Below are 25,642 nucleotides of genomic sequence, written 5' to 3'. Positions count from 1 at the left end.
AGTCTGGTCGTCTGCTGCACGGGTCATGGTGGTCTCCTGAACGCCCTCCGCGACCGTCGCGGATCTCGTTGTCCCCCAACCTCGTCCGCGTCCCTGTGCGGCACGTGTGACGGCGGGAGGTCGCAGCCGTGAGGACCGGGCCATCGTCCGTTCGGCCGATGCCCCCCTCGTCCGTCCGGCCCGACCGCGCCCACGGCGCCGACGAGGGGGGCGGAGGCGCGGGGGGCGTGAATACGATCCGCGTGGCCCCCGACCGGGGGCCACGGCGGGAGGTCACCCGCCGTTCCTCGAGCCACGGCTCGACCCGACCTGGGGGGTCCACACATGTCCCGTCTCCTGCGCCCGCGCGGCGCCCGCCTGCTCGCCTTCGCGGCCGTCACCGTCGCCGCCTCCGGCGCCGTCCTCGGCGTCGCCCCGCTCGCCTCGGCCGCACCGGCCACCGCGACCGTCACCTCCGCCCCGACGACGGGCGGCGCCTTCGTGCCGCTGTCGCCCAGCCGGGTCCTCGACACCCGCTCGGGCGTCGGCGCCGCCAGGGCCAAGGTGGGTCCGGGCGCGTCGGTCACCACCTCGCTGGTCGGCCGCGCCGGTCTGCCCGCCCTCGGCGGCGCGACCGCCGTCGTCCTCAACCTCACGGCCACCAACGGCACGACGGGGGGCTTCCTCACCGCCTACCCGTCCGGGACCGTCCTGCCCAGCACCTCCTCGGTGCCCTTCGTCGCGGGCGTCCCGAACGCCAACCTCGTCACCGTCCCGCTCGGGGCCGACGGCGGCGTCTCGATCACCAACAGCGCCGGGACGACCGACGTCGTCGCCGACGTCGTGGGCTACTACGCGGCAACCGAAGACACGACGTACGGCGGCCTGCAGCCGCTGCCCCCGACGCGCGTCTACGACAGCCGCAAGTTCAAGGAGGTGTACTCGAACGGCGACTTCGTCGACATCTTCCAGGACTTCGACGTCGACGGAGTCGACCGCAACTCCTCGATCACCGGTTGGGTCCTCAACGTCACCTCGGTCGGCTCGACGAGCGACGGCTACGTCACGGCGTGGGACGGCGTCGGCCCGAAGCCGGCGACCAGCTCGCTGAACTTCCGCAAGGGCGTCACGACGGCCAACCTCGTCGAGGTCGGCGCCGGGACCGTCACCGCGGGCGGCCTGGAGCTGCCGAGCTTCCGCCTGCAGACGACGCTCTTCGGCGGGACGACCGGTCTCGTCGTCGACGTCGTCGGCGTCTACACGACGCCGGGCACCGACACGGGCCAGACCGACGCCCGCTTCCGCCCGCTGTCCTCCCCGGTGCGCATCGTCGACACCCGCTCGGCGCAGGCGCCGAACCTCGGCCCGCAGCAGACGCGTACGTTCTCGGCCTCGAGCGTGACGACGGGCTCGACGGTCGCCCTGGCCGCCAACCTCACCTCGGTGAACCCGACGCTGTCGACCTACCTCACGGTCGGCGGCGGCTACGCCCCGACGGTGAGCAGCCTCAACATCACCCCCGGGACGACCCGCTCCAACGGGGCGGTCGTCGCGCTGGAGGCGGGCGCCGCGGCCTCGTTCCGGGCGTTCAACCTGTCCGGCACCACGCCGCTCGTCGTCGACGTGTCGGGCACCTTCGAGGACCCGTCGGCCGGCCCGACGGTCTCCGCGCAGCGCCGGGGCGCGACCGGCGCCGCCTGGTCCGGCGCCACGGCCGGCCACCGGGTCGGCTGACCCGCACGACCACCGCACGACCACCGCTCCGCATCAGCACGACGGGGACGGGCCGGCGCACCAGCGCCGGCCCGTCCTCGCGTCCGGCTAGACCGGGCGGACGACCTGCACGAGGACGGCGACCTCGTGGCGCCCGGTGGGGACCTTGTAGCGGTCCAGGACGTCGGGACCGCAGCTGGCCGTCCCCAGCCCGCGGTGCGCGGCGTCGAGGCAGACGACGAGCCGGTCGTGGGGCTCCAGCTCGTCGGCCGACCGGGCCGCCCACAGCTGCCGCGACGTGTGCCGGGTCGCCGAGAAGTGGAACGGCTCACCCCGCGTCGTGAACCGCAGCGCGTCCCCGGTGGCGGGGTCGACCAGCTCGACCCAGGTCGTGTCGGTGCGCAGCCCGTACTCCTGCGGCATGAGGTACGGCAGGTCGTCGACCGGCCCCTCGTGCCGGCCGAGGACCGCGGACGACTGCCGGTCCGGGTAGCACTCGTGCGGGCCGCGGCCGAACCACGAGACCTGCGAGAAGCGGGGGTCGACCTCGAGGACCATCCCGACGCGCGGGAGGTCGTCGTACTCCTGCGGCACGTCGACGACGAGCCGGTGCAGCACCCCGCCGGCCGCCTCCTCGCTGGACAGCTCGTGCGGCAGCGTGAAGCCGTCGTCGAGCAGGCCCCAGCGCTTCCAGCTCGCGAGGGCCTTGCCGCCCTGCAGCTCGTCGTCCTCGTCGGCGTGGAAGACCTTGAAGCCGTCGTTGTCGGTCGCCGCCCGCCACACGTGCAGCGCCGGGGCGCCCGCCTCGTCGGCGGTGGGGACGCGGCCGCCGTCCGCGGCCGGCGCGGGCACGGCGCCCCCGCGCAGGACGACCTGGTCCCAGGCCACGAGGTGACCGGCCGGCGCCCACCACGCGTCCTCGCGGGTGGTCCACTCGACGTCGAGCAGCACCGAGGCGCCCTCCGGCACGTCGCGGGGGTACGGCGTCGTCGCCTCCCCGAGCGGGGCCACCTCCACCGCGAGCTCGCCCTCCCCAGCGGGCTCGCCGTCGACGGTGAGGCGCCAGCGCCCGACCAGCCCGTCCAGGCCGAGGAAGGCCTGCCGGTTGCGCACCAGCAGCCCGTCGCCCCCGGGTGCGACCTCGACGGCGACCGGACGGTGCACCCAGGCCAGCTCCCGCATCGCCGGGTGCGGCCCGAGATCGGCCGAGACGAGCCCGTCGGCGACGAAGTTCGCGTCGTTGGGCTCGTCACCGAACTGGCCGCCGTAGGCGAGGCGGGTGCGGCCGTCGGGCAGCGTCTGGCGCAGCCCGTGGTCCTTCCACTCCCAGACGAACCCGCCCTGCAGACCGGGGGTGGACCAGATCGTCTCCCAGTAGTCGGCCAGCGAGCCGTTGCTGTTGCCCATCGCGTGCGAGTACTCGCACAGCACCAGGGGCCGGTCGGCCTCGCCCGAGGCGACCTGCGCGCCGTAGGCCGCGATGGCGTCGATCGTCGCGTACATCGGGCAGACGACGTCGGTCGCGTGGTGGCCGTGCAGCCAGCCGAGGGTGCGGATCGCGTCCTCGTAGTGCAGCGGCCGCGACGGGTCGACCCGGCGGATCCACCCCGCGAGCGCGTCGTGGTTGGCGCCGTAGCCGCTCTCGTTGCCGAGGCTCCACTGGACGATGCTCGGGTGGTTACGCAGCCGGCTGACCATCCGCGCGCCCCGGTCGACCCAGGTGGCCCGGTAGTCGGGGTCGTCGCACAGCGACCAGTTCCACGCGTGCGACTCGATGTCCGCCTCGCAGACGACGTAGAACCCGAGCTCGTCGCACAGCTCGTAGAAGGCCGAGTCGTTCGGGTAGTGCGAGGTGCGGACGGCGGTGATGTTGTGCCGCCGCATCTGCAGCAGGTCGTCGCGGATGTCCTCCCGGGTGACGGCGCTGCCGCGGTCGGGGTGGATGTCGTGCCGGTTGACACCGTGCACCCAGACCCGCTGTCCGTTGACGAGGAAGTCGCTTCCCCGGACCTCGGTGCGCCGGAAGCCGGTGCGCGTCGTGACGACGTCCACGACGTCGCCCTGAGGGTCGAGCAGCTCGACGCGCACCTCGTGCAGCTCGGGGCGCTCCGCGCTCCACGGCTCGACGTCGAGGTCCTCCCACACGACGTGCGCGGTGTGGCCGCGGTACTCGTAGGGGCGCAGCGACGTCGGGACGGGCGCGTCGAGGTCGTCGGCGCCGGGGTGGCCCGGCCCGCCGTCGACGCCGCCGAGGACGACCCGGACGGTCCACCCCTCCTGCGGCTCGCCGGCGAAGCGCACGGTCGCGGCGATGTCGGCCCGGCCGAGACCGGTCTCCGGGTCCCAGTCGGGCACGACGACGACGTCGTCGAGCGCGGTCGTCGGCAGCGCCTCGAGGACGATGCCGCGGTGCGGACCGGCCATCCACCAGTTGTCCTGGTCCTCGACGTAGCTGGCGGCGGCGTAGCGCACGACCGCGAGCGCCAGCTGCGCCGGTCGGCCGGGAGTCAGCAGCGCGGTGACGTCGTACTCGCTCGGGAGGCGGCTGTCGGTCCCGTAGCCGACGAACGTGCCGTCGAGCCAGACGGCGTGGGCGGTCTCGACGCCGTCGAGCCGCAGCACGAGCCGGCGCCCGTCCCAGTCGGCCGGCACGTCGACGGTGCGGCGGTAGACGCCGGTGGGGTTGCGCTCGGGCAGCCGCGGCGGCGGGCCGGGGAAGGGCATCTGGACGTTCGTGTAGTGCGGCAGGTCCTCGGCGATCTGCATCGTCCAGTTGCCGGGGACGGCGAGGGTGCGCCACCCGTCGGCCGGCGGCTGCGCGGCGACCCAGGTCGCCTCGACGTCGTCCGGGGTCTCCGCCAGGCGGAAGTCCCAGTCGCCGTCGAGGACGAGCCGGGCGGTGTCGGGGCGGGTCGCGTCGGCGTGCAGCGGCAGGCGGCCGATGGCGACGCAGGTGGGGTCGGTCCAGGGGCGCAGGACGCCGATGTCGGGGAGCACGGGCAGGACGCTACCCGCCCGCGCTCCCCGCGGTCAGCGCGGTCCGAGGGGCGTCAGGTGGTGACGGCGAAGCCCCCCGCGGTCACCGTCACCGTGCCACCCGGGACGCCGGCCACGGCCCCCCGTCGCACGCCGCCCGCGGTCCACGTCCAGCCCGACCCCGGGGCCACCGCGCCGCACGACGCCGGGTCCGTGGTGGCGTTGGCGTAGAGCACCGCGGGGGTGCCCGAGCCGCGTGCGTAGGTCACCGTCGAGACGACCGGCAGCAGGACGAGCGCGTCGAGGCGCAGGTCGCCGGTCGTGTCGACGAGCACCGACACGGTGCCGGCCGGCAGCGGTCGGGGCAGCGGGAACGGCCTCAGCAGCCCGTCCGCCGGCACGACACCCGTACGGCGCAGACCGCCGTTCGGCAGGGTGCCGACGAGGGTACGACGCCCCGCCGCGTCCACCGCCCAGTACCGGCTGCGCCCGAGGTCGCCCGGACGCCGGTCGACGACCGGCTGGAGCAGCCACTGGTCGTCACCGACCGGTCCGGGGAGGGTGACGCCCACCGTGCCGCCGGCCGGGACGTCGACGTACGCGCCGCCGGACCAGTTGGCGGCGCCGGTCCAGGCCGACGGCGGGGTCACGACGGCGGCGCCGCCGGCGAGGGTGCCGCTCTCGGCCTCGACGACGGTGAGGCCGTGGAAGGCGTAGCCGGTGACCGAGGCGGCGAGCGCCGCCGCGACCGGGTGGGCGTCGAGCGCGAGCATCGCCAGCTGGCCGTGGATCGTCGACTCGGCGCCGCTGTTGACGTTGACGCGCCCGTCGGTCTCGACGCCGTCGTTGGTCACGCCGGTGGCGGGGTCGTAGACCGGGCGGCCCGAGGTGTTCGCCCCGAAGAACCAGCCACCGGCCAGCCCGGCCAGGGTGAGGAACCCGCGCGAGCCGGTGAGGTCCGCGGCGGCGAGCAGGCCCGCGACGCGCCCCTCGGCGCCGTACGCGATCTGCGCCTCGGCGGGCAACGGCGCCCACGCGTTGTGCGGGCCGCCGGAGGTGAGCACCTGCGGGGTGAAGGTGCCGGCGTCGGAGAGCAGCGCCGCCCTTGCGGTGGCGTCGCCGAGGACGCGGGCCGCCGCACCGAGGGCCGCGGGGGCCTCGCCGCCCCAGGCGTGCCAGAAGCTCTGCGAGGTGACGGTGGGCAGGACGGCGCCGTACGGCCAGGTTCCGGTGGCCCCGGAGCGCATGGCGGCGACGCCCTTGGTGTAGCGGGTGAGGGCGCGCCGGACGCGGGTCGCGTAGGGGTCGGCCTCGAGGTAGGCGGCCAGGCCGAGGCACGCCTCGGCGGTCGCGTCGGCACCACCGGTGACGAGCCAGCCCGGGACCCGGACGTCGTCGGCGACGAGCCAGGTGCCGTAGCGCGAGAGGCTCGCCCGCTCCAGCGCGTCGAGGCACAGCGACATCCGTCTCTTGAGGAAGCGGGCGACGCGGACGTCGCGGCCGACGAAGAGCGCGTAGCCCTCGCCGATGGCCCACACGGTGCGCGCCAGCCAGTAGGACTCGGCGCTGTCGGACGGGTTCGGCGAGTCCGGCGGGGTGGGCGTGAGGTTGAGCTCGCCGTCGGGCTGGAGCCAGAGCACGACGTCGCCGGCGTGGGGGCCGTCGACGTCCTGGAGCCAGGTGAGGGTGCGCAGCAGCTCGAGCGCGTCGTCGGCGCTCTGCCCGTCGACACCGGCACGGGCGGCGCGGGCGAAGACGACGGCGGCGCGCGCGATGTCGTCGGCGTTGTAGGCGCCCTGCGACCAGTGGCCCGTCGCGGGGTCGAGGCTGCCACCGCCGACCCGGTCGAACCCGCCGTCGGACGTCGCGTTCGCGTAGGTCCACGGGGCGCGGCCGGTCGGGCGCTGCGCGATGTCGATCGTCGTGTGGGTGCTGCTCACGGCGAGCGGGACGTCGTCGAGCAGCCAGCGCAGGTGGGCGAGGTTGGTCAGCCGGCGACCGCCCGCGGGGGCGGCGGCCGTCGGCGACGCGGAGGCCGAGGACGGGGCGGTGACCAGGCCGGCGGCCGTGAGCGTCCCGGCGGCGCCGGCGAGGACGCTGCGGCGGGTGGGGAGCGCGCTCACAGCGACGACCACCGGTCGCCGGGGCGGGAGGTCGCGACGCCGAGCGTCGAGTCGGACTGGCCGTAGTAGGCGAACCACCGGTCGCGGAACCAGACCAGCCCCTCGACGAAGGTGACGTTGGAGACCAGCCCGTGGGTGTCCTCGTACGTCGTCGGCTCGAGCCAGGGGCGGGTGAGCTCGGCGAGCAGCTCGGTGGGCCGCTCCGGGTCGACGAGCGCCTGCCCGGCGGTGTAGCGCACCGTGCCGTCGGGGTTCTTCACCGCGGCGTTGTGGACCAGCAGGACGAGCCCGTCGTCGGTGAGCAGCGGTGGTGGCCCCACCTCGACGAGGAAGTCGCTGAACGTCCCCGGTCGCGGCGCCATCAGCGGCGCCTCGGTGTCGCGCACGACCGGCGTCCAGTGCAGCAGGTCGGGCGAGGTCGCCGCCCAGATCGACCCCTCGCCGAAGAACATCAGCCAGTGGTCACCGACCTTGTGCGGCAGGATCCCGCCCGCCTTCGACCAGTCGCCGGTGCCGCCGTCCTCGCGGCCCTGCGGCTGGAAGGTGTCGAAGCCGGGGAACATCGGCCCGTGCTTGGTCCACGAGCGCAGGTCGGTCGAGGTGGCCAGGCAGAGCACGGCGCGCGACCGGTCCCACCCCGAGTAGGTGAGGTAGTAGGTGCCGTCGACCTCGGTGACCCGGGGGTCCTCGACGCCGTACCGGTCGTAGTCCTCGCTGGGCGACAGGACCGGGTCGGCCTCGCGCTTGAAGGTGGTGCCGTCGTCGCTCCAGGCGAGGCCGACGTGCGAGACGACGTCGTCGGCGTGGGCGCGGTAGAGCAGGGCGACGCGGTCGTCGACGACGATCGCCGCGGGGTTGTAGACGCTGCCCGACTCCCACGTGTCGCCCTGCGGCGCGAGGATCGGGTTGTGCTCGTAGGGCGTGAACGGCCCGAGGGGGAAGGCGACGGGTCCGGTGCTGACGGTGGGCATGGGGGCTCCGATCAGGGACGAGGGGTGGGAGGTGCGGGTCAGCCCTTGACGGCGCCGCCGACGACGCTGGCGACGAGGTAGCGCTGGAGGAAGAGGTAGACCACCAGCAACGGCGCGGCGACGATGATCGTCGCGGCGGAGAGCAGGCTCCACTGGCTGACGTAGGTGCCCTTGAAGGCGAACAGCCCGAGGGTGACCGGGAACTTGCTCTGGTCGGGCAGCAGGATGGTCGCGAGGATGATGTCGTTCCACACGCCGATGGCCTGCAGGATGAAGACCGTCGCGAGCACCGGCTTGATGAGCGACGGCAGGAACGTGAAGAGGTAGCGGACGTACCCGACGCCGTCGAGGGCGGCGGCCTCGTCGATCTCCTTCGGGACGGACTTCACGTAGCCGGCGATGAGCAGCGGACCGACGCCGACGCCCGAGGCCATGATGAGGATGTAGCCCAGCCGGGTGTCGTAGAGGTTGAGCCGCAGCGCCAGCTGGAAGACGGTGACGAGGGTGTTGGGCAGGAAGAGCATCGCCGCGAAGAGCGAGCTCCACAGCCGGGTGTGGCGCAGGTAGCCGCGCGCGACCGGGAAGCCGACCATGAGCGAGATGAGCGTCCCGATCGCCGCGGCCACGAAGGTGTAGAGGACGCTGTTGAGCAGGTAGGCGGCGAAGTTGCCCTTCTCCCAGGCGGTGACGAAGTTGCCGAGCTGCGGCAGCGTGACCAGCCCGGTCGGGTTGCGGAAGAACTCCGCGTCCGACTTCAGCGCCGTGTTGAGCAGGAAGAGCAGCGGGTAGGCGTAGACGACCACGACGAGCGCCATGACGACGTAGAGCGCGATCCGCGCGCGGGACCGGGGTGCCGCGGCCCCCGTACGACGTCCCGGGTCGCGGGCGGGGGTACCGGCGGGAGCGTGGGGGTCGCCGGTCGGGGCGCCGGAGGGGTCGCCGGTGGTGACCGCGGTGGGGCCGATGACGCTCACAGCTGGGTCTCCCTCCGACGCAGGTAGGCCAGCGTCGCCAGTGACACGACCATGACGATGAGGAACTGGACGACCGAGATGGCGGCCGCGTAGCCCTGCGACTGGGCGACCCCGCCCTGGGCCCCGCCGAAGCCCTGGGTGAAGATCGCCAGCGAGAGCACCTGGGTGGCCGGGTTGATCGGCCCGGTGAGGACGTAGATCAGCTGGTAGCTCTGCAGCGCGCCGATGACGCACAGCAGGGTGTTCGCGGTGACCGACGGGGCCAGGAGGGGGTAGGTGACGTGGCGCAGCCGCTGCCACCCGCCGGCGCCGTCGATGGCGGCGACCTCGTAGAGCTCCTGCGGGATGGCCTGCAGCCCCGCGAGGTAGATGACGACCGCGACGCCGATGCCCGACCAGACCTGGACGGCGATGACGAGCGGCATGGCCAGCGACGGCGAGCCGAAGAACGCCGACGACGACCCGAACCAGCTCCACACGCTCGCCGCCGGCCCGCCCGAGGGGTTGAAGAGCAGGCTGAAGACGAGGCCGATGACCGTGACGCCGAGGATCGTCGGGAGGAAGACGATGGCGCGGGCGGCGGTCCGCCCGCGCAGCCGCTGGTTGAGCAGGACGGCGATGAACAGGGCGATGACGTTCTGGAACAGCGTGACCGCGACGGCGAAGACGAGCGTGTTGCGCAGCGCGTGGACGTTGTAGCCGAGCTGGGCCGAGGAGAAGAACGTCGTGTAGTTGTCCAGCCCCACGAAGTGCACGGGCAGGAACGGCAGCGACCGGATGTCGGTGAACGAGATGGCGAGCACCCCGACCGCCGGCACGAGCGAGAAGACGACGACGAGGGCCAGGCCGAGCGCGAAGACCAGCTGCGCGCTCGACCTCCGTCCGAAGAGGAAGGAGCGGTTCACGCCCGGCTCACTTGGCCAGACCGGCGGACCAGTCCTTCTGCGCCGCCTGCGCCGCGCCGGCCGCGTCGGCCCCGCCCATCGGCGAGATGCCGGCCCAGTTGAACGGCACCGTGGCGTTCGGCCCGGCCTTGGTGTTGGCGATCCAGATCGTGTCCCAGGCGGCCTGGAACTGCTGGGTGTACTTCTCGACCCCGCTGTAGAACGCGTTGCTCTTCGCGCCCTGCACCGCCGGTGCGAAGCCGGCCTGGTCGTCGAAGAGGTCGTAGTGCTTGGTGAAGAAGTCCATCCACGCGACGGCCGCGTCGGGGTTCTTCGCGTTGGCCGGGATGGCGAGGGACAGTTCGACCTTGCCGCCGAGCGAGGCGTTGTCGCCCGCGGTGTCGCTCGAGGGCAGCGGGACGTAGCCGAAGTCGAGGTTGCTGCCGCCGGCCTTCTGCAGCGTCGTCGTGTTCCACGTGCCGTCGGGCATCATCGCGAACTTGCCGGCCACGAAGTCGGCCGTCATCGTCGCGTAGTTGACGCCGGCGAAGTTGGGCTCGGCGAAGCCGTAGAGGGTCTGGACGCGCTGCAGGACCTCCTCCTGCGTGCCGTCGTCGAGCTTGGTCTGCCCGTCGTAGAGACCCTTCGCCAGCGCGGTCTTGGCGTCGGCGGAGGGGTAGAGGCCCTGGACGACGCCGAGGGTCATGACCCCGGCGGAGTCCTTGCCGGCGATGCCCAGCGGCGTGACGCCCTTGGCCTTGAGGGCCTCGCAGGCCGTGACCAGCTCGTCCCACGTCGTCGGGACGCTGATCCCGTTCTGCTGGAAGATCTTCTTGTTGTAGAACATGCCCGTGTAGTAGCTGAGGCCGGTCGGCACCGTGTAGTTCTTGCCCTTGTACGTCGTCGCCTTGAGCACGGTCGGGTTGAAGGCGGAGAGGAACGACTGCCCCGACAGGTCGAGGAAGCCCCCGGAGTCGGCGAGGCGGGCGTCGTCGCCGGCGTTGCTCGCCGGGACGTAGCTCGGCACCTCGCGGGGGAAGGCGACGACGATGTCGGCGCTGCCGGCGGTGAGCCGGGAGGCTCGCGCCTGGTTGTAGTCCTCGTTCGGGATGGCCGAGAAGCTCACCTGCACACCGGGGTTCGCGGCCTGGAAGGCCTTGTTGACCGCCTGGAAGCCCGCGTCGGAGCCGGCCGAGCTCGACACGAGGATGTTGAGGGTGCCCTTGACCTGGCCTCCCACCGTGGGGGCGGCACCACCGGCTGCGCCGCTCCCGCCGCTGCAGGCCGCCAGGGCCAGTGCGCCGGCGGTCGCCACGAGGGCGGCCGAGCGGGACCTGTTCGACATCGTCGTCGCCATCTGTCCTCCAAGAACCGAAACGTTTAGGTTCCTGGCAACGTAGCACCGGCTCGCGCCGGGCGGAAGGAGCCCGACCTAAACGTTTCGGGGGGGAACGCTGCGCGTCGGCCGGGGCGCGACCAGCGAGCCGCGCAGCACCGGGGTCGTCGCCTCGATCTCGACGTCCTCGACCCGGTCGCCGTCGAGCAGCCGCAGCAGCGTCTCCGCCGCGGCCGCCCCCAGCCGGCGCGGGGCCGTCGCGACCGTGGTGAGGGAGGGCCTGAGGAACCCCCCGATCTCGATGCCGTCGAAGCCGGTCACCGAGAGGTCCGAGGGGACGTCGAGGCCGAGCGCCCCCGCGCCCGAGACCAGCCCGACCGCCATGAGGTCGCTCGCGCAGACCACCGCGCTGGGAGGCGTGGGACCCGCGAGCAGCCGTGGGGCGGCGCGGCTGCCGCTCTCGGTCGAGAAGTCGCCGTACACCACCGGTCCGGGGCGCAGCCCGGCGTCGACGAGGACGCTGCGCCAGACGGCGAGCCGCTGCCGGGTGTGGATCAGGCCGCGCCGGCCGGCGAGGTGCGCGACGTCGCTGTGGCCGAGCGCGACGACCTGCTCGACGAGCGACCGCAGCCCGGGCAGGTGGTCCTGGCGCACCGACGGCAGCTCGCAGCCGGGGTCGCTGTTGACCGCCACGGCGGGCAGGCCGAGGTCGCGCAGCAGCGGGACCCGCGGGTCGGTCGCCGCCATGTCGGTGAGGAAGACCCCGTCGACCCGGTGGTCGAGCGCCATCCGGCGGTAGCGCTCGGTCGCCGCCTTGTGGGTGCCCGCCATCTGCAGGACGAGCGCGTAGCCGCGTCGCTCGAGGACAGACTCCACGCCGGCGATGAAGGCGGCGAAGAACGGGTCCGACTCCAGCACGGTCGTCGCGCGCTCGAGGACGAGCCCGACGGCGTACGCCCGCTTGCCCGAGAGGCTGCGCCCGCGCAGCGAGGGCACCCAGCCGAGACGGTCGGCCACCGCGAGGATGCGGGCCCGCGTCTCGGTCGAGACCCCGGGGCGGTCGTTGAGGGCGGCCGAGACGGAGGCGATGGAGACCTGCGCCTCGGCGGCGACGTCGAGGATGGTCACTCTCGAGCGCACTGGAACGACCTCCCTGCCGGGCGGTCCCGGCAGGACGGGAACGCTACCGCACGCCGTCCGGCTCGTCGCGGCGCCCGAGCGGCACCCGCAGCATCTCGCCCCCGACGGTGCGCAGGTCCTCCGCGTCGCTGGTGGTGCGGCCCGCCTCGGCACGCTCGCGCAGGAGGTCGGCCGCGAACACCTCGGAGTCGTCGGTCGCCTCGTAGCCGAGGGCCCGCGCCGCCTCCTGCGACCACCAGGCGCGGGTGTTGCGCGAGACGCCCCAGACCACGACGTGGCCGTCGACCGGCCCGGTCAGCGCCGCCTCGACGAGCCGACCGACGTCGTCCGGCGAGAGCCAGATCGCGAGGTCGCGCTCGGTGTGCGGCCGCTCCACACAGGCCCCGATGCGCAGCGAGACGACCTCCTGGCCGAAGCGGTCGGCGTACAGCTGGGCGAGGTGCTCGACGGCCGCCTTGCTCCAGCCGTAGTAGGTGTCCGGCCGCGGCGGCAGGCCGTCGGGCAGCACCCCGCCCACCACCTCCTCGCGGCGGCGGAAGCCGAGCGCGTGGCTGCTCGAGGCGATCACGACGCGCCGTACGGCGCCCTGGTGGGCCGCCTCGAGGACCCGGCGGCTGCCCAGGACGTTGGTCTCCAGGACGGCGTCGAAGGCCGCCTCGGTGGGGATCCCCCCGAGGTGGACGACCGCGTCGACGCCGGCGGTGGCCCGGGTCAGCAGGTCCTCGTCGAGGACGGACCCGGTGACCAGCTCCTCCTCCCCCGTGCCCGCGAGGGTGGGCAGCGGGTCGGGGGTGAGCAGCCGCAGCACCCGCCCGGGCCGGGCCAGCCGGGTGCGCAGGAACCCGCCGATGCGCCCCGAGGCACCGGTGACGAGGACGGTGGTCGTGGTCACCTGGCGCACGCTACCCGGGCCGGCGCGACGTGCCTGCGTACCCTTGCGGTTACGTAACCGTATCGGTAAGTTGACGGCATGGACGCCGTCCTCCAAGCGCTCGCCGACCCGAGCCGCCGCACCGTGCTGGAGATCCTCCGGGACCACCCCGCCACGGCCGGCGAGCTCGCCGACGCGCTGCCGATCGCCCGACCGGGCGTCTCGCGGCACCTGCGGGTGCTGCGCGAGGCCGGGCTGGTCGACGTGCAGGCCGACGCGCAGCGCCGGATCTACACGCTGCGGCCCGAGGCGCTCGTCGAGGTCGACGAGTGGCTCGAGGGCTACCGCGTCCTGTGGCGGCAGCGACTGGACGCCCTGCACACCGAGGTCGCCCGGGGGCGCCGTACGCGCGCCACCACCCACACGACCCACACCACCCACACCACCGCGAAGGACCCGTCATGACCGTCACCACCAGCACCCGTCCGCTCGACGACACCCGCGGCGTCGTCCGCGTCGAGGACGTCTACGACACCGACCTGGCCGACCTCTGGGACGCCTGCACCCGGCCCGAGCGGCTGGCCCGCTGGATCGCCCGGGTCGAGGGCGACGACCTGCACGAGGGCGGCACCGTGCAGGCGGTGTTCACCAGCTCGTGGAGCGGGGCGGTGCTCGTCGAGACGTGCGAGGCCCCGACCCACCTGCGCCTGCTCTCGGACGTCGGCACGGACGAGGAGACCGTCGTCGAGGTGTGGCTGACCGCGGAAGGGGACCGCACCCGGCTCGTCGTCGAGGAGCGCGGGCTCCCGCTGACCGGGCTGCACCACTACGTCGCCGGGTGGAGCGTCCACCTCGAGGACCTCGGTCGCGCCGTGGCGACCGACGCGCCGGTGTACGACGAGCCGTGGTCGGCCGAGCAGCCCTGCGCGAGCTGGCACGCCCGCTGGCGCGAGCTCTCCGACCGGCACGCGCCGACCGGGTCCTGACGCTCAGCGCACGCCGGCGCCGACCTCCTGCACGGTGCGGTAGCCCGTGTCGAGGTCGACGACCTCGACGCTGACGACGCCGGCCGGGTCGACGGTGTAGCGCTCCTCGACCAGCGGCCCGTGCTCGCGGCGCACGACCGGGGCGTCGCGCAGCGCCACGCCCTCACCCTGCAGCGCCGGGTCGAAGGGGAAGAGCACCTCCCCCGCCGGGGCGAGGTCGCCCCGGGGCTGGCCGGCGGCGTCGAGGCCGGCGTACTCGACGAAGCGGAACCAGCCGACGCTGTGCGCGGCGCGGTAGCGACGGGTCACGGTGAGCCGCTCCGACGCGTCGCCGGGGGCGACCGGGTCCGGCGTCAGCAGACCCCGGTCGAGGATCGGGTCGAACGAGACCTGCCCGCCCGCCTCGCGCTCGCGGAAGACGCCGAAGCCGCGGGAGAGCCTGTCCCGCAACGAGAACGGCCGGTCCGGGTCCGCGGCGATCGCCAGCCCGATCGCGGTCGAGGCGCTCGGCAGCGGGGAGCGGTGCACCCGCCTCCCGAAGCGGGCGCGCAGCACCCGCGGCACGAGGGGCAGCGACGTCGCGCCGCCGACGACGTACACCCCGGCGACCCCGGGCAGCTCCTCGCCGTCGGTGGCCGCGGGCAGCAGCGCCACGAGCGGCGCCATGGCGTCGGCGGACCGCTCGACCAGCGGGGTGGCGGCGTCGTAGAAGTCCGCGACGTCGACGGTGACCAGGCGGGTGCCGCCGTCGCCGTCGGCGACCTCGAGCCCGACCCGGCGGGTCTGCGGGGTGAGCCCCTCCTTGGCCCGGCGGGCCTCGTCGAGCAGGTCGGCCCAGCCGGCCGTCCCCAGCGCGGCGCGCGTCGTCCCGGCCCGCTCGAGGGCGAGCCGGGCCAGCAGCGCGTCGAAGTCGTCGCCCCCGAGCCGCTCGACCCCGTACGACTCGACGACCTCGTGCCGCGTCCCGTCGAGACGCAGCAGCGACGCGTCGAAGGTGCCGCCGCCGAGGTCGTAGACGAGGACGTGGTCGCGCCGCGAGGTCACCGACCGCGACTGCCGGTGCGCGAACTCGAGGCTGCCGGCCGACGGCTCGTTGACCATCCCGACGACGTCGAAGCCGCCGCGGCGGACGGCCTCGAGGGTGAGGAAGCGCTGCGCGCTGTGCGCGCGCGCCGGGACGCCGACCACGGTGCGCGGGGCGTCGTCGCCCGAGGAGCGGTCCAGGGCCCCGTCGACGGCCTCGCGCAGGTGGGCGAAGAACCCGGTGAGCACGTCGAGCAGCGGCAGCTCGCGCTCGCCCACCCACACGGTCGACTCGGCCGTCACGCCGGGGTCGGCGAGCGAGCGCTTGACCGAGCGCAGCAGGGGCGCGCCGCGCCGGGCTGCGGCGAGGGCGTCGAACCCGAAGACCAGGCCCCCGCCGTCGTCGGCCACGACCGTCGGCACGTGGTCGTGGGCGTCCTCGTGCTCGTCGGGGAAGGACAGCACCGGGTAGTTGCCCCGGTCCGCCTGGGCCACGACCGTGCGGGTGGTGCCGAAGTCGAGCCCGAGGTCCATGGCTCCAGCCTAGGCGTGCGGGCGCGGGCCGCGGCCCCCGTCCCGACGAGCAGTCGCCGGGACGGGGGCCGTCGTGAGCCCTCGGTGGGTCAGCCGTTCAGGCCGAACCCGTAGGGGTAGAGCGGGTCCTTCCCGTCGCCGACGTTGATCGGCTCCTGGGCGATGGAGCGGGGCCAGCTGACCGGCAGCCGCCCGGTGTAGCGGGCGGCGCCGTACAGGTCGTCGGCCACGCCGGCGCCCTCGCTGCCCGGCAGCCACGCGGCGACGAGCGCGTCGACCTTGTCCAGCAGGTCGGCCGGCATGACGACCGGGCGGCCCGAGACGACGACGACGGTGCAGGTCGCGGCCTTCGCGCAGACCGTGCGGACCGCCTTCGTGTCGGCGTCGCTGAGCTTCATCGTGTTCGGGCCGTTGAGGGTCGGGCCACCGACGTCACCGAAGCCCTCGGCGTACGGCGTCTCGCCGACGACGACGACGCCGTTCGCCCCGGCGGGGACCGGGGCCGACGCGTCGGTGCTCGTCGTCACCGTCCCGGTCGCGTGCTCGCGGATCCCGTCGAGGATCGTCGTCCCCGGGATGACGTGCTGGCCCGACTGCCCCTGCCAGGAGAGCGTCCAACCGCCCGCCTGGTTGCCGAGGTCGTCGGCGTTGCTGCCGGCGACGTAGACGGGGGCGCCCGCGGTGAGCGGGAGCGTCGCGTTCGCGTTCTTCAGCAGGACCTGCGACTCCTGCACGGCCTTGCGGGCGACGGCGCGGTGGGCGGCGCTGCCGACCGTGCCGATGTTGCTCCGGTCGGTGTAGGGGTGCTCGAAGAGGCCGAGCTCGACCTTCTTGGTGAGGATGCGCGTGACCGCGTCGTCGATGCGCGACATCGTCACGTCACCGGAGCGGACGAGGTCGGTGAGGGTCGACTCGAACTCGCGCCAGCCGACGGTGTCGCCGCTGTAGGGCTCCATGGCCATGTCGAGACCGGCGTCGACGGCCGTCTTCACCTGGTGCCGGTAGTCGCCGGGCAGCTGGTGGATGGCGCGCCAGTCGGAGATGACGAAGCCGTCGAAGCCGAGCCGACCCTTGAGGACCCCGGTGAGCAGCTGCTCGTTCCCGGTCATCTTCGTGGGGTTGCCCACGCCGTCCTCGATCCAGTCGACGCTGGAGAACGAGGGCATGACCGAGCCGACGTCGTACTTCTTGACCGCCGGGACGAACGGCGCGAGCGCGAGCTGCTCCCACTGCTGGCGGGTGACGACGTCGATGCCCTGGTCGATGGTGTAGTCGCCCGAGCCGGTGCCGTAGGCGGTCAGGCCGTCGCCGGCGAAGTGCTTGGCGGTCGCGAGCACGCGGTCGGCGTGGTCGAGCTGCCCGGGCGGACCCTGCAGGCCGCGGACGGCGACGCTCATCGTGGAGACGAGCGCGGGGTCCTCGCCGAACGACTCGTAGGTGCGGCCCCAGCGGTCGTCGCGGGCGACGCACAGGCACGGCGCGAAGGCCCAGTTGGGGCCGACGGCGCGCGTCTCGGTCGCGGTGATGTGCTCGATCCGCTCGACGAGGGCGGGGTCGCGCGTCGCGCCGAGGCCGATGTCGTGCGGGAAGACCGTCGCGCCGTACAGGTTGTTGTTGCCGTGGACGCTGTCAATCCCGTAGAGCAGCGGGATCCCGAGCCGGGTGCTCATCGCGGCCCGCTGGTAGCGGTCGACCATGTCGGCCCAGCCGGTCGGCGTGTTGTCGGCGGGCACCGAGCCCCCGCCGGAGAGCACGCTGCCGAGGCCGTACGACGCGATCTGGCTCGGATCCGCGTCGATGTCGGCGCGCTCGGCCTGGGTCATCTGCCCGATCTTCTCGGCCAGGGTCATCCGCGACAGCAGGTCGGCCACCCGCTGCCCGGTGGGCAGCGAGGCGTTCCGGTACGGCGCGTCGGCGGGGACCGCCTGCGCGGTGGACGTGGTCGCGGTGGCGCTGCCGGCGCCGAGGGCGGGGCCGGCGGCGAGCCCACCGGCGAGGGCGAGCGCGAGCGGGCTCGCGACGAGGGCGGCGCGCAGGCGCCGTCGGGCGGGGCGGGCACCCGGTGGGGTGCCGGTGCGGGTCAGGGGCATGGATGGACCTCCACGGTCGTCGGCGTCGTTGCCGCGCCTCGGCGCAGGAGCGCCTGAAGCGGTTAAGCACCGCCACGCTAGGCCGCTGCGGTTCAGCGCTCGCCCTGCGGACGGTCAGCGTTCCCCCAAGGAGCGCCGACCCCCCTCCTGCCCGGTGTCGCCCCCGCGAATCGGATTTGGCCCACTCGGCTCGGGTCGTGACCGGAGCCGAGCGCCGCGAATCCGATTCGCGAGGACCCCGGTCAGGCGCGGCGCAGGACCTTGGCCGAGTGCGGCGGCAGCGTCACGCTCGTCACGCTCGCGCCGGAGAGGTCGACGAAGGGCCGGCCCAGCGAGACCGTGAGCGTCCGAGTCCCGGGGTTGACCAGGACCTTCCCGCCGGTGAAGACCCGCTGGTAGACCCCCTTGCCGTTGACCGTGTAGGCACCCGTCGGCGTCCCGAGCTGCGCGGCGGCCGCCCACTGCGGTCGCACCGTCGTCGACCGCTCGGTGATGTCGTAGAGGAAGGTCCACCGCGTCAGCCCCTGCGCGGCGAGCAGGTAGGTCCCCATGGAGAACTCGTGCCACTGGTCCTTGGCCGCGACCGGCGCGTCGGTCCACACCTTCGTGCACAGCAGGAGCACGTGGCCCTTCGCCTCCGCGTCGGCGACCATCGCGACGCTGAGCCGCCACTGGTCGAGGGTCGGCGGCGGGTCGAGCGGCGCCCGCCCGGCGCGCAGGAAGGTCTCGGAGATCATCCCGTCCGTGCCGTCGAGCAGCGTGGCCGTCGCGCCGGTGCCGTCGACCCCGAAGTACCGGTCGCCGTCGCCGACGCTGTTGCCGTAGACCGGCAGCGGGGCGACCTTGGCGCGGACGGTCGCGCCGAGCGCGGTGGTCGCGGCGATCCAGTCGGTCGGCGTCCACGGCAGCCCGGTGCGGGCGTCGATCGGCTCGCGGTCGGAGGCCATCCCGGGCCCGAACGGACCGATGACCGGCCCCGGACCCATGATGTCGAAGAGGCAGCCGTCGTACCCGCTCTCGGCGGTGCGGTCGCGGCACTCGGTCGCGCGGGTGCGCACCCACCCGGCCTTGCGCGGGTCCATCATCCAGGCGCCGTACTTGCTGCGGACCTTGGTGCCGTCCGCCCCGCGGACGTACCAGTCGGCGGGGTAGGCGGTACCCAGCGCGTGGTTGGCCTCGGTGGCGTTGAGGTAGGTGAGGATCCGCAGCGCGGGGTTGAGCGCCCGCATCTGCGGGAGGTACGGCGTGTAGATCCCCGGCTTGGCGACGAGCAGGTCCGTGCGGGCGTCCGCGAGCGCCTGGTCGAGCGTCACCGAGCTCTCCCGGGTCATGTACTGCGGCGCCCACGTCGCGAACACCGACCCGGTCGCCGTCGGCGCCGTCGGTGCGGCGGCCGCCCCCGGCGGTCCCACCGTGAGGCCCGTGAGGCCCGCCAGCAGCAGCGCGACGAGCGCGCCCACCACCGTCGGCGTCCGCCGTCCCGACCACTTCGGGCGCCCTCGCCCCGACCCCCGTCGCATCCCGCCACGCTCGCAGGCGCGGCCCCGGTCGGCAAGGGACAAAGCGGGCAGCCTGGGAGCCGGCCGGGCGCCGGCCGAGGAGAACCTGCATCCACCCCTGCCCAGGAGGGTCCCGGCGTGCCACGATCACCCGGTGAGGACCTCGGGGACCATCACCCTCGCCGGCGCCGTCGCCGCGCTCGCCGTCACCGCGCTCGCGCCCGGTGCCGCCGCGAGCGCCACCGCGCCCGGCCCGACGCCGTACGCCGCCCCGCCGGGCGCCGTGGCGGTGGGGCGCGACGGCGTCTTCGGCGCCGTCGGGCCCGGCGGCTCCCCCGGCATCCCCGCCGCGGCGGTGCTGCCGGAGCGACCCAACCTCGTCTACATCGTCACCGACGACCAGACCTACCAGTCGCTCGACGAGGCGATGCCGTACCTCACCTCGGACCCGCACGGCTCGTGGGTGCGCTTCGACGACGCCGTCGTCAACGTCGCCAACTGCTGCCCGTCGCGCTCGTCGGTGTTCACCGGCCAGCTCGCCCACCACACGGGGGTCGTCGACAACGCCCAGTGCGCGCGCGACCTCGACGACACGAACCTGCTCGCGCCGTGGCTGCACGCGTCGGGCTACACCACCGGCCTCTTCGGCAAGTACCTCAACAGCTACCCGTGGGACCGCGGCGCCGCCTACGTCCCGCCGGGCTGGGACCGCTGGTTCGCCGAGAACCCCACCGCCTCCAACGTCCTCACCAAGCAGATCGTCGTCAACGACCAGGGCACCTCGACGACCTACCCCGCCGACAACCGGCACCACTCGACGGACCTGTTCTCGCAGAAGGCGTCCCAGTGGGTGTCGACCGCCCCCGAGCCGTTCTTCCTCTACACCGCGACGCTCGTCCCGCACCGGCCCTTCGACCGTCCGAGCCGGTACGTCGGCGCGTACGACGGCGCGACCGTGCCCCATCCGCCGTCGTTCAACGAGGCCGACGTGAGCGACAAACCCGCGTGGGTGCAGGCCCTGCCGCTGCTGACGTCGCGCCAGGAGCAGCGGATGGACAGCGACCAGCGCAAGTCGTGGGAGTCGGTGCGCGCCGCCGACGACCTGGTCAGGTCGGTCGTCGAGACGCTGAGCGCCCGCGGGGTCCTCGACCGCAGCGTCGTGGTCGTCACGTCCGACCATGCCCTCTCCTTCGGCGAGCACCGCTGGAAGGAGGTCAAGCAGTGCGCGTACGGGCCGTGCGTGCACGTGCCGCTCATGGTCCGCTACCCCGGGACGACGAGCCGGCGCGACCCCCACGTCGTCACCAACGTCGACCTCGGCACGACCCTCGCGACGATCGGCAGGACGACCCCCGGTCGCCCGCAGGACGGGCGGTCGCTCGTCCCGCTGCTCACCGACCCGGCGGCGGCCTGGACCGACGAGGCGCTCATCCAGAAGCCGCGCGGGTCGGGCGCCGGGGGTGGGGGCGACGGCGGCGGCGGCAACGGTCTGGGGGCGACCAGCTCGGGCTTCCCCGTCACGCCGTACTACGCGCTGCGCACCGACCGCTGGACCTACGTGGAGTACACGAGCGGGGAGCGCGAGCTCTACGACCGGCGCACCGACCCCGACGAGCTGGTCAACGTCTACGGCCGGCAGGGCACCGCGGCGGTGACGAAGACGCTGCGGGCCCGGTTGCACGTCCTCGAGCAGTAGCGGCCCGCCCGCCTCACCCGGCGAGGAGGCTGAGGCGCACCTGCCGGTCGGGGTTGTCGACGTTGAGGTCGACGAGGCAGATGCTCTGCCAGGTGCCGAGGGCGAGGCGTCCGCCGAGGACGGGCACGGTGGCGTACGGCGGCACGAGGGCCGGCATCACGTGGCTGCGCCCGTGCCCCGGCGAGCCGTGCCGGTGCCGCCACCGGTCGTCGGCGGGCAGCAGGTCGGCGAGGGCGGAGAGCAGGTCGTCGTCGCTGCCGGCCCCGGTCTCGAGGATCGCGATCCCGGCCGTCGCGTGGGGGACGAAGACGTGCAGCAGCCCGTCGCCCTGCCCGGCCACGAAGTCCGACCACTCGCGGGTCAGGTCGAGGACCACCTCGCGGCGGCCGGTGCGGACGTCGATCGTCGTGCTGAGCATGGCTCCCAGCCTGGCACGCCGGGTCAGTCGAGGAAGTCGCGCACGAGCGCCGCGGCCTCGGCCCGTCGGTGCAGGAAGTAGGCGTGCCGGGCGCCGGCCAGCACGTGCACCCGGGCGTCGGGGACTCGCTCGACGAGCAGCGCCGCGTTCGCGACCGGGGCCATGGCGTCCTCGTCCCCGTGCAGCACGAGGGTGGGGGCGACGATGCGCGGCAGGGCGTCCCAGGCGTCGTGCCGGTTGCTGCACACCAGGTGCCGGCCGCGCGAGGCCGGCGTCATCCCCGGGTCGCCGAGGACCGTGGTCGGCTCGCCGTGCTGGGCGACCCACGACGGCGGCACCATGAGGTCGACCAGGGCCGCCCGGGCGCGTTCCGGGTCCGGGTCGGCCAGCGCCCGCCGCACCTGCGGGCCGCGCTCGGCCGCGTGCGGGCCGCCGGGCGAGGTGCAGCCGAGGACGAGGCGTCGTACCCGCTCGGGGTGGTCGGCGGCGAGCCACTGCGCGACCCGGCCGCCCATCGAGGTGCCGTGGACGTCGACCCGCCCAAGACCGAGGGCGTCGAGGACGGCGACGGCGTCGCCGGCCAGCACCGGCGTCCCGTACGGCGCGTCGGGCGCGTCGCTCGCGCCCGTCCCGCGCCAGTCCAGCGTCACCGTGGTCCGGTCGACGTCGAGGTCCTCGCGCAGCCCGTCCCACCACCGGTGGGAGTTGGCCTGGCCCGCGAGGAGCAGCACCGGCGTGCGTGGCGAGGCCGACGGCGGCGGACCGCTGACCTGCACGGCGAGGCGGGTGCCGTCGGACGCCACCGCCGTCGTACGCCGCAGGCCGTCCGGCTCGGGAGCGGGCGAGGCGTCGGTGACGTCGGGCACGGTCCCCACCCTGCCACCGACGCGCGACGCGCCGACTCTCCGTCCACAGGCGGACGCGACGCCCACCCGGACGAACTACCCTGCGTGACCATGTGCAAGCCAACGCCGGGCACGAGCGCCTCCCCGGGAGGACGGGCATGAGGATCGCCCACGTGACCGACTTCTACCTGCCCCGCCTCGGCGGGATCGAGATGCAGGTGTCGGACCTCGCCCAGCGCCAGCTGGCCCGCGGGGAGGACGCGCACGTCGTCACGAGCTCCCCCGGCAGCGGCCCGTGCATCCGCGGCACCTCCGTGCCGGTGCACCGGGTCACCGAGGGCCTGGCCCACCCGCACGCGCTGCACCCGCTGGCCGTGCGCGAGGGCATCCGGCTGCTCGAGCGGCTGCGCCCCGACGTCGTCCACGGCCACCTCGGCGTGGCCTCCCCGCTGTCCTTCTTCCTGGCCCGCGCCGCCGCGCGCCGCGGCATCCCGACCATCGTCACCGTCCACTCGATGTGGGCCGGGGTGCACCCGATCATGAGGACGATGGACCTGCTGGGCGGCTGGTCCGACCTGCCGATCGTGTGGACCGCCGTCAGCCGGGCGGCCGCCGGGCCGGTGGCGGGGGTTCTCCCGCCCACGACGACCATCCACGTGCTGCCCAACGGCATCGACCAGGAGCCGTGGCGCCTCGCGACGCCGCCGGCCGAGCCCGACGGCGAGCTCGTCCTCGCCGCCGTCATGCGCCTGGCCCGGCGCAAGCGGCCGATGGCGCTGCTCAAGGTCGTCCGGTCCGCGCAGGACGAGCTGGACCGGCTCGGCGACCCCACCCGCCTGCGCCTGCTCGTGGCCGGCGACGGCCCCCGGCAGAAGGCCATGCAGACCTACCTGCGCCGGCACGGGCTCACCGACCAGGTCGAGCTGCTGGGGCGCGTCGACCGCGGCATCGTCCACGACGAGGTGCTCGGCCGGGCGCACGCCTTCCTCGCCCCGGCGGACCTCGAGTCGTTCGGCATCGCCGCCCTCGAGGCGCGCTGCGCCGGCATCCCCGTCGTCGCCAAGTCGCACAGCGGGGTCGGCGAGTTCGTCCACCACGAGGCCGAGGGCCTGCTGTGCGACACCGACGCGGACATGGCGTCCGCGGTCGTGCGGCTCGTGCGCGAGCCGGGGCTGCGGGCGCGGATCGCCGAGCACAACCGCACCGCCACGTGCCGGGTCGCCTGGGACAGCCTGCTCGACGCCACCGCGGCGGCGTACGGGCTCGCGGCCGAGCAGGCGGGCGCCGCCGGTGGGCCCGGGCGCCACGGGGGGACCGGGACCGGCGGGGCCGGACGCGCGGGGCGGGCACGGACGGAGCCGGCCCCTCCGCTCGCCGCCGGTCGGTGAGGGACCTCCTCGTCGTCCTCGCGTGCCTCGGCTCCGCGGGGATCTTCGCCCTGGCGACGGCGCTCAAGCACCGCAGCGCGGGCAGCATCCCGCCGATCGAGCACTTCACCCCTCGCGCGCTCGGTGCGTTCGTCCTCGCGACCCTGCGGCACCCGCTGTGGCTGGCCGGGATCGGGGCCGACGTCTTCGGGCTGGGCCTGCAGGTCGTCGCGCTGCACTTCGGCGCCCTGTCCCTCGTGCAACCGCTGCTCGTCGTCGCCGTCCTCTTCTCGCTGGCCGTGGCGCACCGCCTCGCCGGCACCCGGATGAGCCGGTCCGAGCTGGGGCACGCCGTGGTCCTCGTGCTCGCGGTCGCCGGGTTCCTCCTCGTCTCCGGCGCGCTCGAGGTGCGCGAGGGGCGCCCGTACGCCACCTCGACCGTCGTCAGCGCGGTCGTCGTCGTCGTCCTCGTCGTCGGCTGCTGGGTGGCGGCCCGGCTGCTGCGTCGCCACCAGGGCGGCCGCTGGAGCGCCGCCCTGTACGGCGCCGCCGCCGGCGTGATCTACGCGTGCACGGCCGCGCTCATCAAGGCCGCGACCCACGTGGCGACCGAGCACGGGCTGCTCGCGCTGCTCGGGTCGTGGCAGCTGTGGGTCCTCGTCGTCGCCGGCTCCCTCGGGCTGCTGTCGGCGCAGCTGGCCTTCCAGGCCGGGCCGCTCGCCGCGAGCCTGCCGGTCACCGCGAGCATCGACCCGCTCGCCAGCGTCGCGCTCGCCCTGGCCGTCTTCCACGAGCGGCTGCGCGACCACCCGCTCGACATCACGCTCAGCGTGGTGGCCCTGGCCGTCATGGCCTACACGGTGGCCCGGCTCAGTCTCGAGCGCGCCCACCTTGAGGACGTGTCCGCCGCGCACTGACCCGGCTGCCTACCCTGGGCCGGTGACCGACGCCCCCACCGTCGAGCGGACCCGCGTCCTCGCCGCCCGTCGTGCCGTGTTCCTCGTCTTCGCCGTCAACGGGATGGCCTTCGCCACCTGGGCGTCGCGGATCCCCGACGCCAAGGCCGCCCTGGGCCTGACCCCCGGCGCGCTGGGGACCACCCTGGTCGCGGGGTCGGCCGGGTCGGTCCTCGGGCTGCTCGCGTCCGGGTGGATCTCGCACCGGCTGGGGCCGCGCGCGTCGGTCGTGCTCGGCGTCCTCGGGGTGACCGTGGGCCTGGTCGTCATGGGGGCGGGGGTCACGCTCGCCCACTCGCGGCTGCTGCTCGGGCTCGGGCTCGTGCCGCTCGGGCTGTGCGTCGGGATCTGGGACGTCGGGATGAACCTCGAGGGCGCCCGCGTCGAGCAGCTGCTGAAGGTGGCCGTCATGCCGCGCTTCCACGCGGCGTTCTCGGGCGGCACGGTGCTCGCCGCGCTGCTCGGGGCGCTGATGGCCGGTCTGCACGTGCCGCTGCTCGTGCACTTCGTGCTGGCCGCCGTCGTGCTGCTGGCCGTCTGCCTCGTGTCGGTGCGCACGTTCCTGCCGCACGTCGCCCCGGGCTCGCAGCCGCAGGACGCGCAGACCCCGCGCGGCGGGGTCTTCGCCGCGTGGAGCGAGCCGCGCACGCTCGTCATCGGCCTCGTCGTCCTCGTCGCCGCCTTCACCGAGGGCACGGCCAACGACTGGGTCTCGGTCGCCTTCCACGAGGGGTACGGCGTCCCGACCTGGGCCGGCGTGCTCGCGTTCGCCGTGTTCCTCGGCTCGATGACCGTCGGTCGGTGGGTCGGCACGTCGTGGCTCGAGCGCTGGGGCCGGGTGCCCGTCCTGCGGGTGACGCTGGGGCTCGCCGCCGTCGGGTCGGTCCTGGTCGTGCTCGGCCCCGCCCCGCTGGCGTACGTCGGCGCCGCGGTCTGGGGGCTCGGGGTGTCGCTGGGCTTCCCGGTCGGGATGTCGGCCGCCGCCGACGACCCGCGGCGCGCCGCCGGCCGGGTGTCGGTCGTCGCGACGATCGGCTACACCGCCTTCGTCCTCGGCCCGCCGTTCCTGGGCTACCTCGGCGACCACGTCACCGTCCTCAAGGCCCTCACCGCCGTCGGCGCCCTGGTCCTGCCCGCCCTCCTGCTCGTCCCCGCCCTGCGCGAACCCGCCGGCACCCGCCCCGCCCCCCACTGAGGGCACGCCCCCGCCGCCGCCCAGGGGGACGGGCGAGGGTCTCGGCACGACGCCGTACGGAGCCCC

20 protein-coding genes are annotated in these 25,642 nt (G+C 74.5%); 7 read left to right on the top strand and 13 right to left on the bottom strand.

Going from position 1 to position 25,642, the window contains the following annotated elements; all coding sequences use genetic code 11:
* Nucleotides 1-324 precede the first annotated feature (324 nt).
* Nucleotides 325-1,713 carry a hypothetical protein gene (locus FB458_RS21310; RefSeq protein WP_170185636.1) on the top strand — a complete coding sequence of 463 codons (1,389 nt, stop codon included), beginning with the start codon at nt 325-327 and terminating at the stop codon, nt 1,711-1,713.
* A gap of 87 nt (nt 1,714-1,800) precedes the next feature.
* On the opposite strand, the gene FB458_RS10425 is transcribed toward FB458_RS21310, so the two are convergent.
* From FB458_RS10425 to FB458_RS10390, 8 genes are all read right to left on the bottom strand, one after another.
* Nucleotides 1,801-4,689: a glycoside hydrolase family 2 TIM barrel-domain containing protein gene (locus FB458_RS10425; RefSeq protein ID WP_170185635.1), complete on the bottom strand. Its 2,889-nt coding sequence runs from the start codon at nt 4,687-4,689 to the stop codon at nt 1,801-1,803.
* A gap of 53 nt (nt 4,690-4,742) precedes the next feature.
* Nucleotides 4,743-6,791: a hypothetical protein gene (locus FB458_RS10420; RefSeq protein WP_141848430.1), complete on the bottom strand. Its 2,049-nt coding sequence runs from the start codon at nt 6,789-6,791 to the stop codon at nt 4,743-4,745.
* Nucleotides 6,788-7,762: a glycoside hydrolase family 130 protein gene (locus FB458_RS10415; RefSeq protein WP_141848429.1), complete on the bottom strand. Its 975-nt coding sequence runs from the start codon at nt 7,760-7,762 to the stop codon at nt 6,788-6,790. Before FB458_RS10415 ends, FB458_RS10420 begins: the two co-directional genes overlap by 4 nt.
* A 38-nt stretch (nt 7,763-7,800) precedes the next feature.
* Nucleotides 7,801-8,736 carry a carbohydrate ABC transporter permease gene (locus FB458_RS10410; protein WP_246061159.1) on the bottom strand — a complete coding sequence of 312 codons (936 nt, stop codon included), beginning with the start codon at nt 8,734-8,736 and terminating at the stop codon, nt 7,801-7,803.
* Nucleotides 8,733-9,641 (bottom strand): carbohydrate ABC transporter permease, encoded by a 909-nt coding sequence (locus FB458_RS10405; RefSeq protein WP_141848428.1) that lies wholly within the window; start codon nt 9,639-9,641, stop codon nt 8,733-8,735. Before FB458_RS10405 ends, FB458_RS10410 begins: the two co-directional genes overlap by 4 nt.
* 7 nt (nt 9,642-9,648) lie before the next feature.
* Complete coding sequence (locus FB458_RS10400) at nt 9,649-10,965, bottom strand: ABC transporter substrate-binding protein (RefSeq protein WP_170185634.1); 1,317 nt, start codon at nt 10,963-10,965, stop codon at nt 9,649-9,651.
* A gap of 87 nt (nt 10,966-11,052) precedes the next feature.
* Nucleotides 11,053-12,084 carry a LacI family DNA-binding transcriptional regulator gene (locus FB458_RS10395; RefSeq protein ID WP_246061158.1) on the bottom strand — a complete coding sequence of 344 codons (1,032 nt, stop codon included), beginning with the start codon at nt 12,082-12,084 and terminating at the stop codon, nt 11,053-11,055.
* Nucleotides 12,085-12,139: 55 nt separating this feature from the next.
* Nucleotides 12,140-12,988: an NAD-dependent epimerase/dehydratase family protein gene (locus FB458_RS10390; RefSeq protein WP_141848425.1), complete on the bottom strand. Its 849-nt coding sequence runs from the start codon at nt 12,986-12,988 to the stop codon at nt 12,140-12,142.
* Between the two features lie 78 nt (nt 12,989-13,066).
* On the opposite strand from FB458_RS10390, the gene FB458_RS10385 reads away from it, so the two are divergent.
* Both FB458_RS10385 and FB458_RS10380 read left to right on the top strand, forming a co-directional pair.
* Nucleotides 13,067-13,432, top strand: coding sequence for an ArsR/SmtB family transcription factor (locus FB458_RS10385; RefSeq protein WP_141848424.1), 366 nt, complete (start codon nt 13,067-13,069; stop codon nt 13,430-13,432).
* Nucleotides 13,429-13,953, top strand: a complete 525-nt coding sequence (locus tag FB458_RS10380; RefSeq protein WP_141848423.1) for an SRPBCC domain-containing protein — start codon at nt 13,429-13,431, stop codon at nt 13,951-13,953. The genes FB458_RS10385 and FB458_RS10380 overlap by 4 nt, the downstream gene beginning before the upstream one ends.
* A 3-nt stretch (nt 13,954-13,956) precedes the next feature.
* Here the strand turns inward: FB458_RS10380 and FB458_RS10375 are convergent, their stop codons facing one another.
* The 3 genes from FB458_RS10375 to FB458_RS10365 all read right to left on the bottom strand — a co-directional run bounded on the left by FB458_RS10375 (nt 13,957) and on the right by FB458_RS10365 (nt 19,060).
* Nucleotides 13,957-15,510, bottom strand: a complete 1,554-nt coding sequence (locus FB458_RS10375) for an Hsp70 family protein (protein WP_141848422.1) — start codon at nt 15,508-15,510, stop codon at nt 13,957-13,959.
* Nucleotides 15,511-15,599: 89 nt separating this feature from the next.
* Nucleotides 15,600-17,600 (bottom strand): glycoside hydrolase family 3 protein, encoded by a 2,001-nt coding sequence (locus FB458_RS10370; RefSeq protein WP_141848421.1) that lies wholly within the window; start codon nt 17,598-17,600, stop codon nt 15,600-15,602.
* Between the two features lie 242 nt (nt 17,601-17,842).
* Nucleotides 17,843-19,060, bottom strand: a complete 1,218-nt coding sequence (locus tag FB458_RS10365; protein ID WP_170185633.1) for a putative glycoside hydrolase — start codon at nt 19,058-19,060, stop codon at nt 17,843-17,845.
* A gap of 193 nt (nt 19,061-19,253) precedes the next feature.
* Here FB458_RS10365 and FB458_RS10360 point away from each other — a divergent pair, with 193 nt between their 5' ends.
* Nucleotides 19,254-20,795, top strand: a complete 1,542-nt coding sequence (locus FB458_RS10360; protein WP_170185632.1) for a sulfatase family protein — start codon at nt 19,254-19,256, stop codon at nt 20,793-20,795.
* Between the two features lie 13 nt (nt 20,796-20,808).
* Here FB458_RS10360 and FB458_RS10355 read toward each other — a convergent pair whose 3' ends face one another.
* Both FB458_RS10355 and FB458_RS10350 read right to left on the bottom strand, forming a co-directional pair.
* The gene (locus FB458_RS10355) at nt 20,809-21,213 is read right to left on the bottom strand and encodes a secondary thiamine-phosphate synthase enzyme YjbQ (protein WP_141848418.1); all 405 of its coding nucleotides are present in this window, start codon (nt 21,211-21,213) and stop codon (nt 20,809-20,811) included.
* A gap of 23 nt (nt 21,214-21,236) precedes the next feature.
* Entirely contained in the window at nt 21,237-22,079 is an 843-nt protein-coding gene (locus FB458_RS10350; RefSeq protein ID WP_211356004.1) for an alpha/beta fold hydrolase, read from the bottom strand.
* Nucleotides 22,080-22,231: 152 nt separating this feature from the next.
* Here FB458_RS10350 and FB458_RS10345 point away from each other — a divergent pair, with 152 nt between their 5' ends.
* The 3 genes from FB458_RS10345 to FB458_RS10335 are packed head-to-tail and all read left to right on the top strand — an operon-like array spanning nt 22,232 to nt 25,576.
* Nucleotides 22,232-23,446 (top strand): glycosyltransferase family 4 protein, encoded by a 1,215-nt coding sequence (locus FB458_RS10345; RefSeq protein WP_170185631.1) that lies wholly within the window; start codon nt 22,232-22,234, stop codon nt 23,444-23,446.
* Nucleotides 23,443-24,342, top strand: coding sequence for a DMT family transporter (locus FB458_RS10340; RefSeq protein ID WP_141848416.1), 900 nt, complete (start codon nt 23,443-23,445; stop codon nt 24,340-24,342). The genes FB458_RS10345 and FB458_RS10340 overlap by 4 nt, the downstream gene beginning before the upstream one ends.
* A 22-nt stretch (nt 24,343-24,364) precedes the next feature.
* Entirely contained in the window at nt 24,365-25,576 is a 1,212-nt protein-coding gene (locus FB458_RS10335) for an MFS transporter (RefSeq protein ID WP_246061157.1), read from the top strand.
* Nucleotides 25,577-25,642: the final 66 nt, after the last annotated feature.

Source organism: Lapillicoccus jejuensis, assembly GCF_006715055.1.
GTDB classification, from domain to species: Bacteria; Actinomycetota; Actinomycetes; order Actinomycetales; family Dermatophilaceae; genus Lapillicoccus; species Lapillicoccus jejuensis.
The sequence above is the reverse complement of the archived record's forward strand: the minus strand, read 5'-3'. Positions and strand labels throughout refer to the sequence as shown.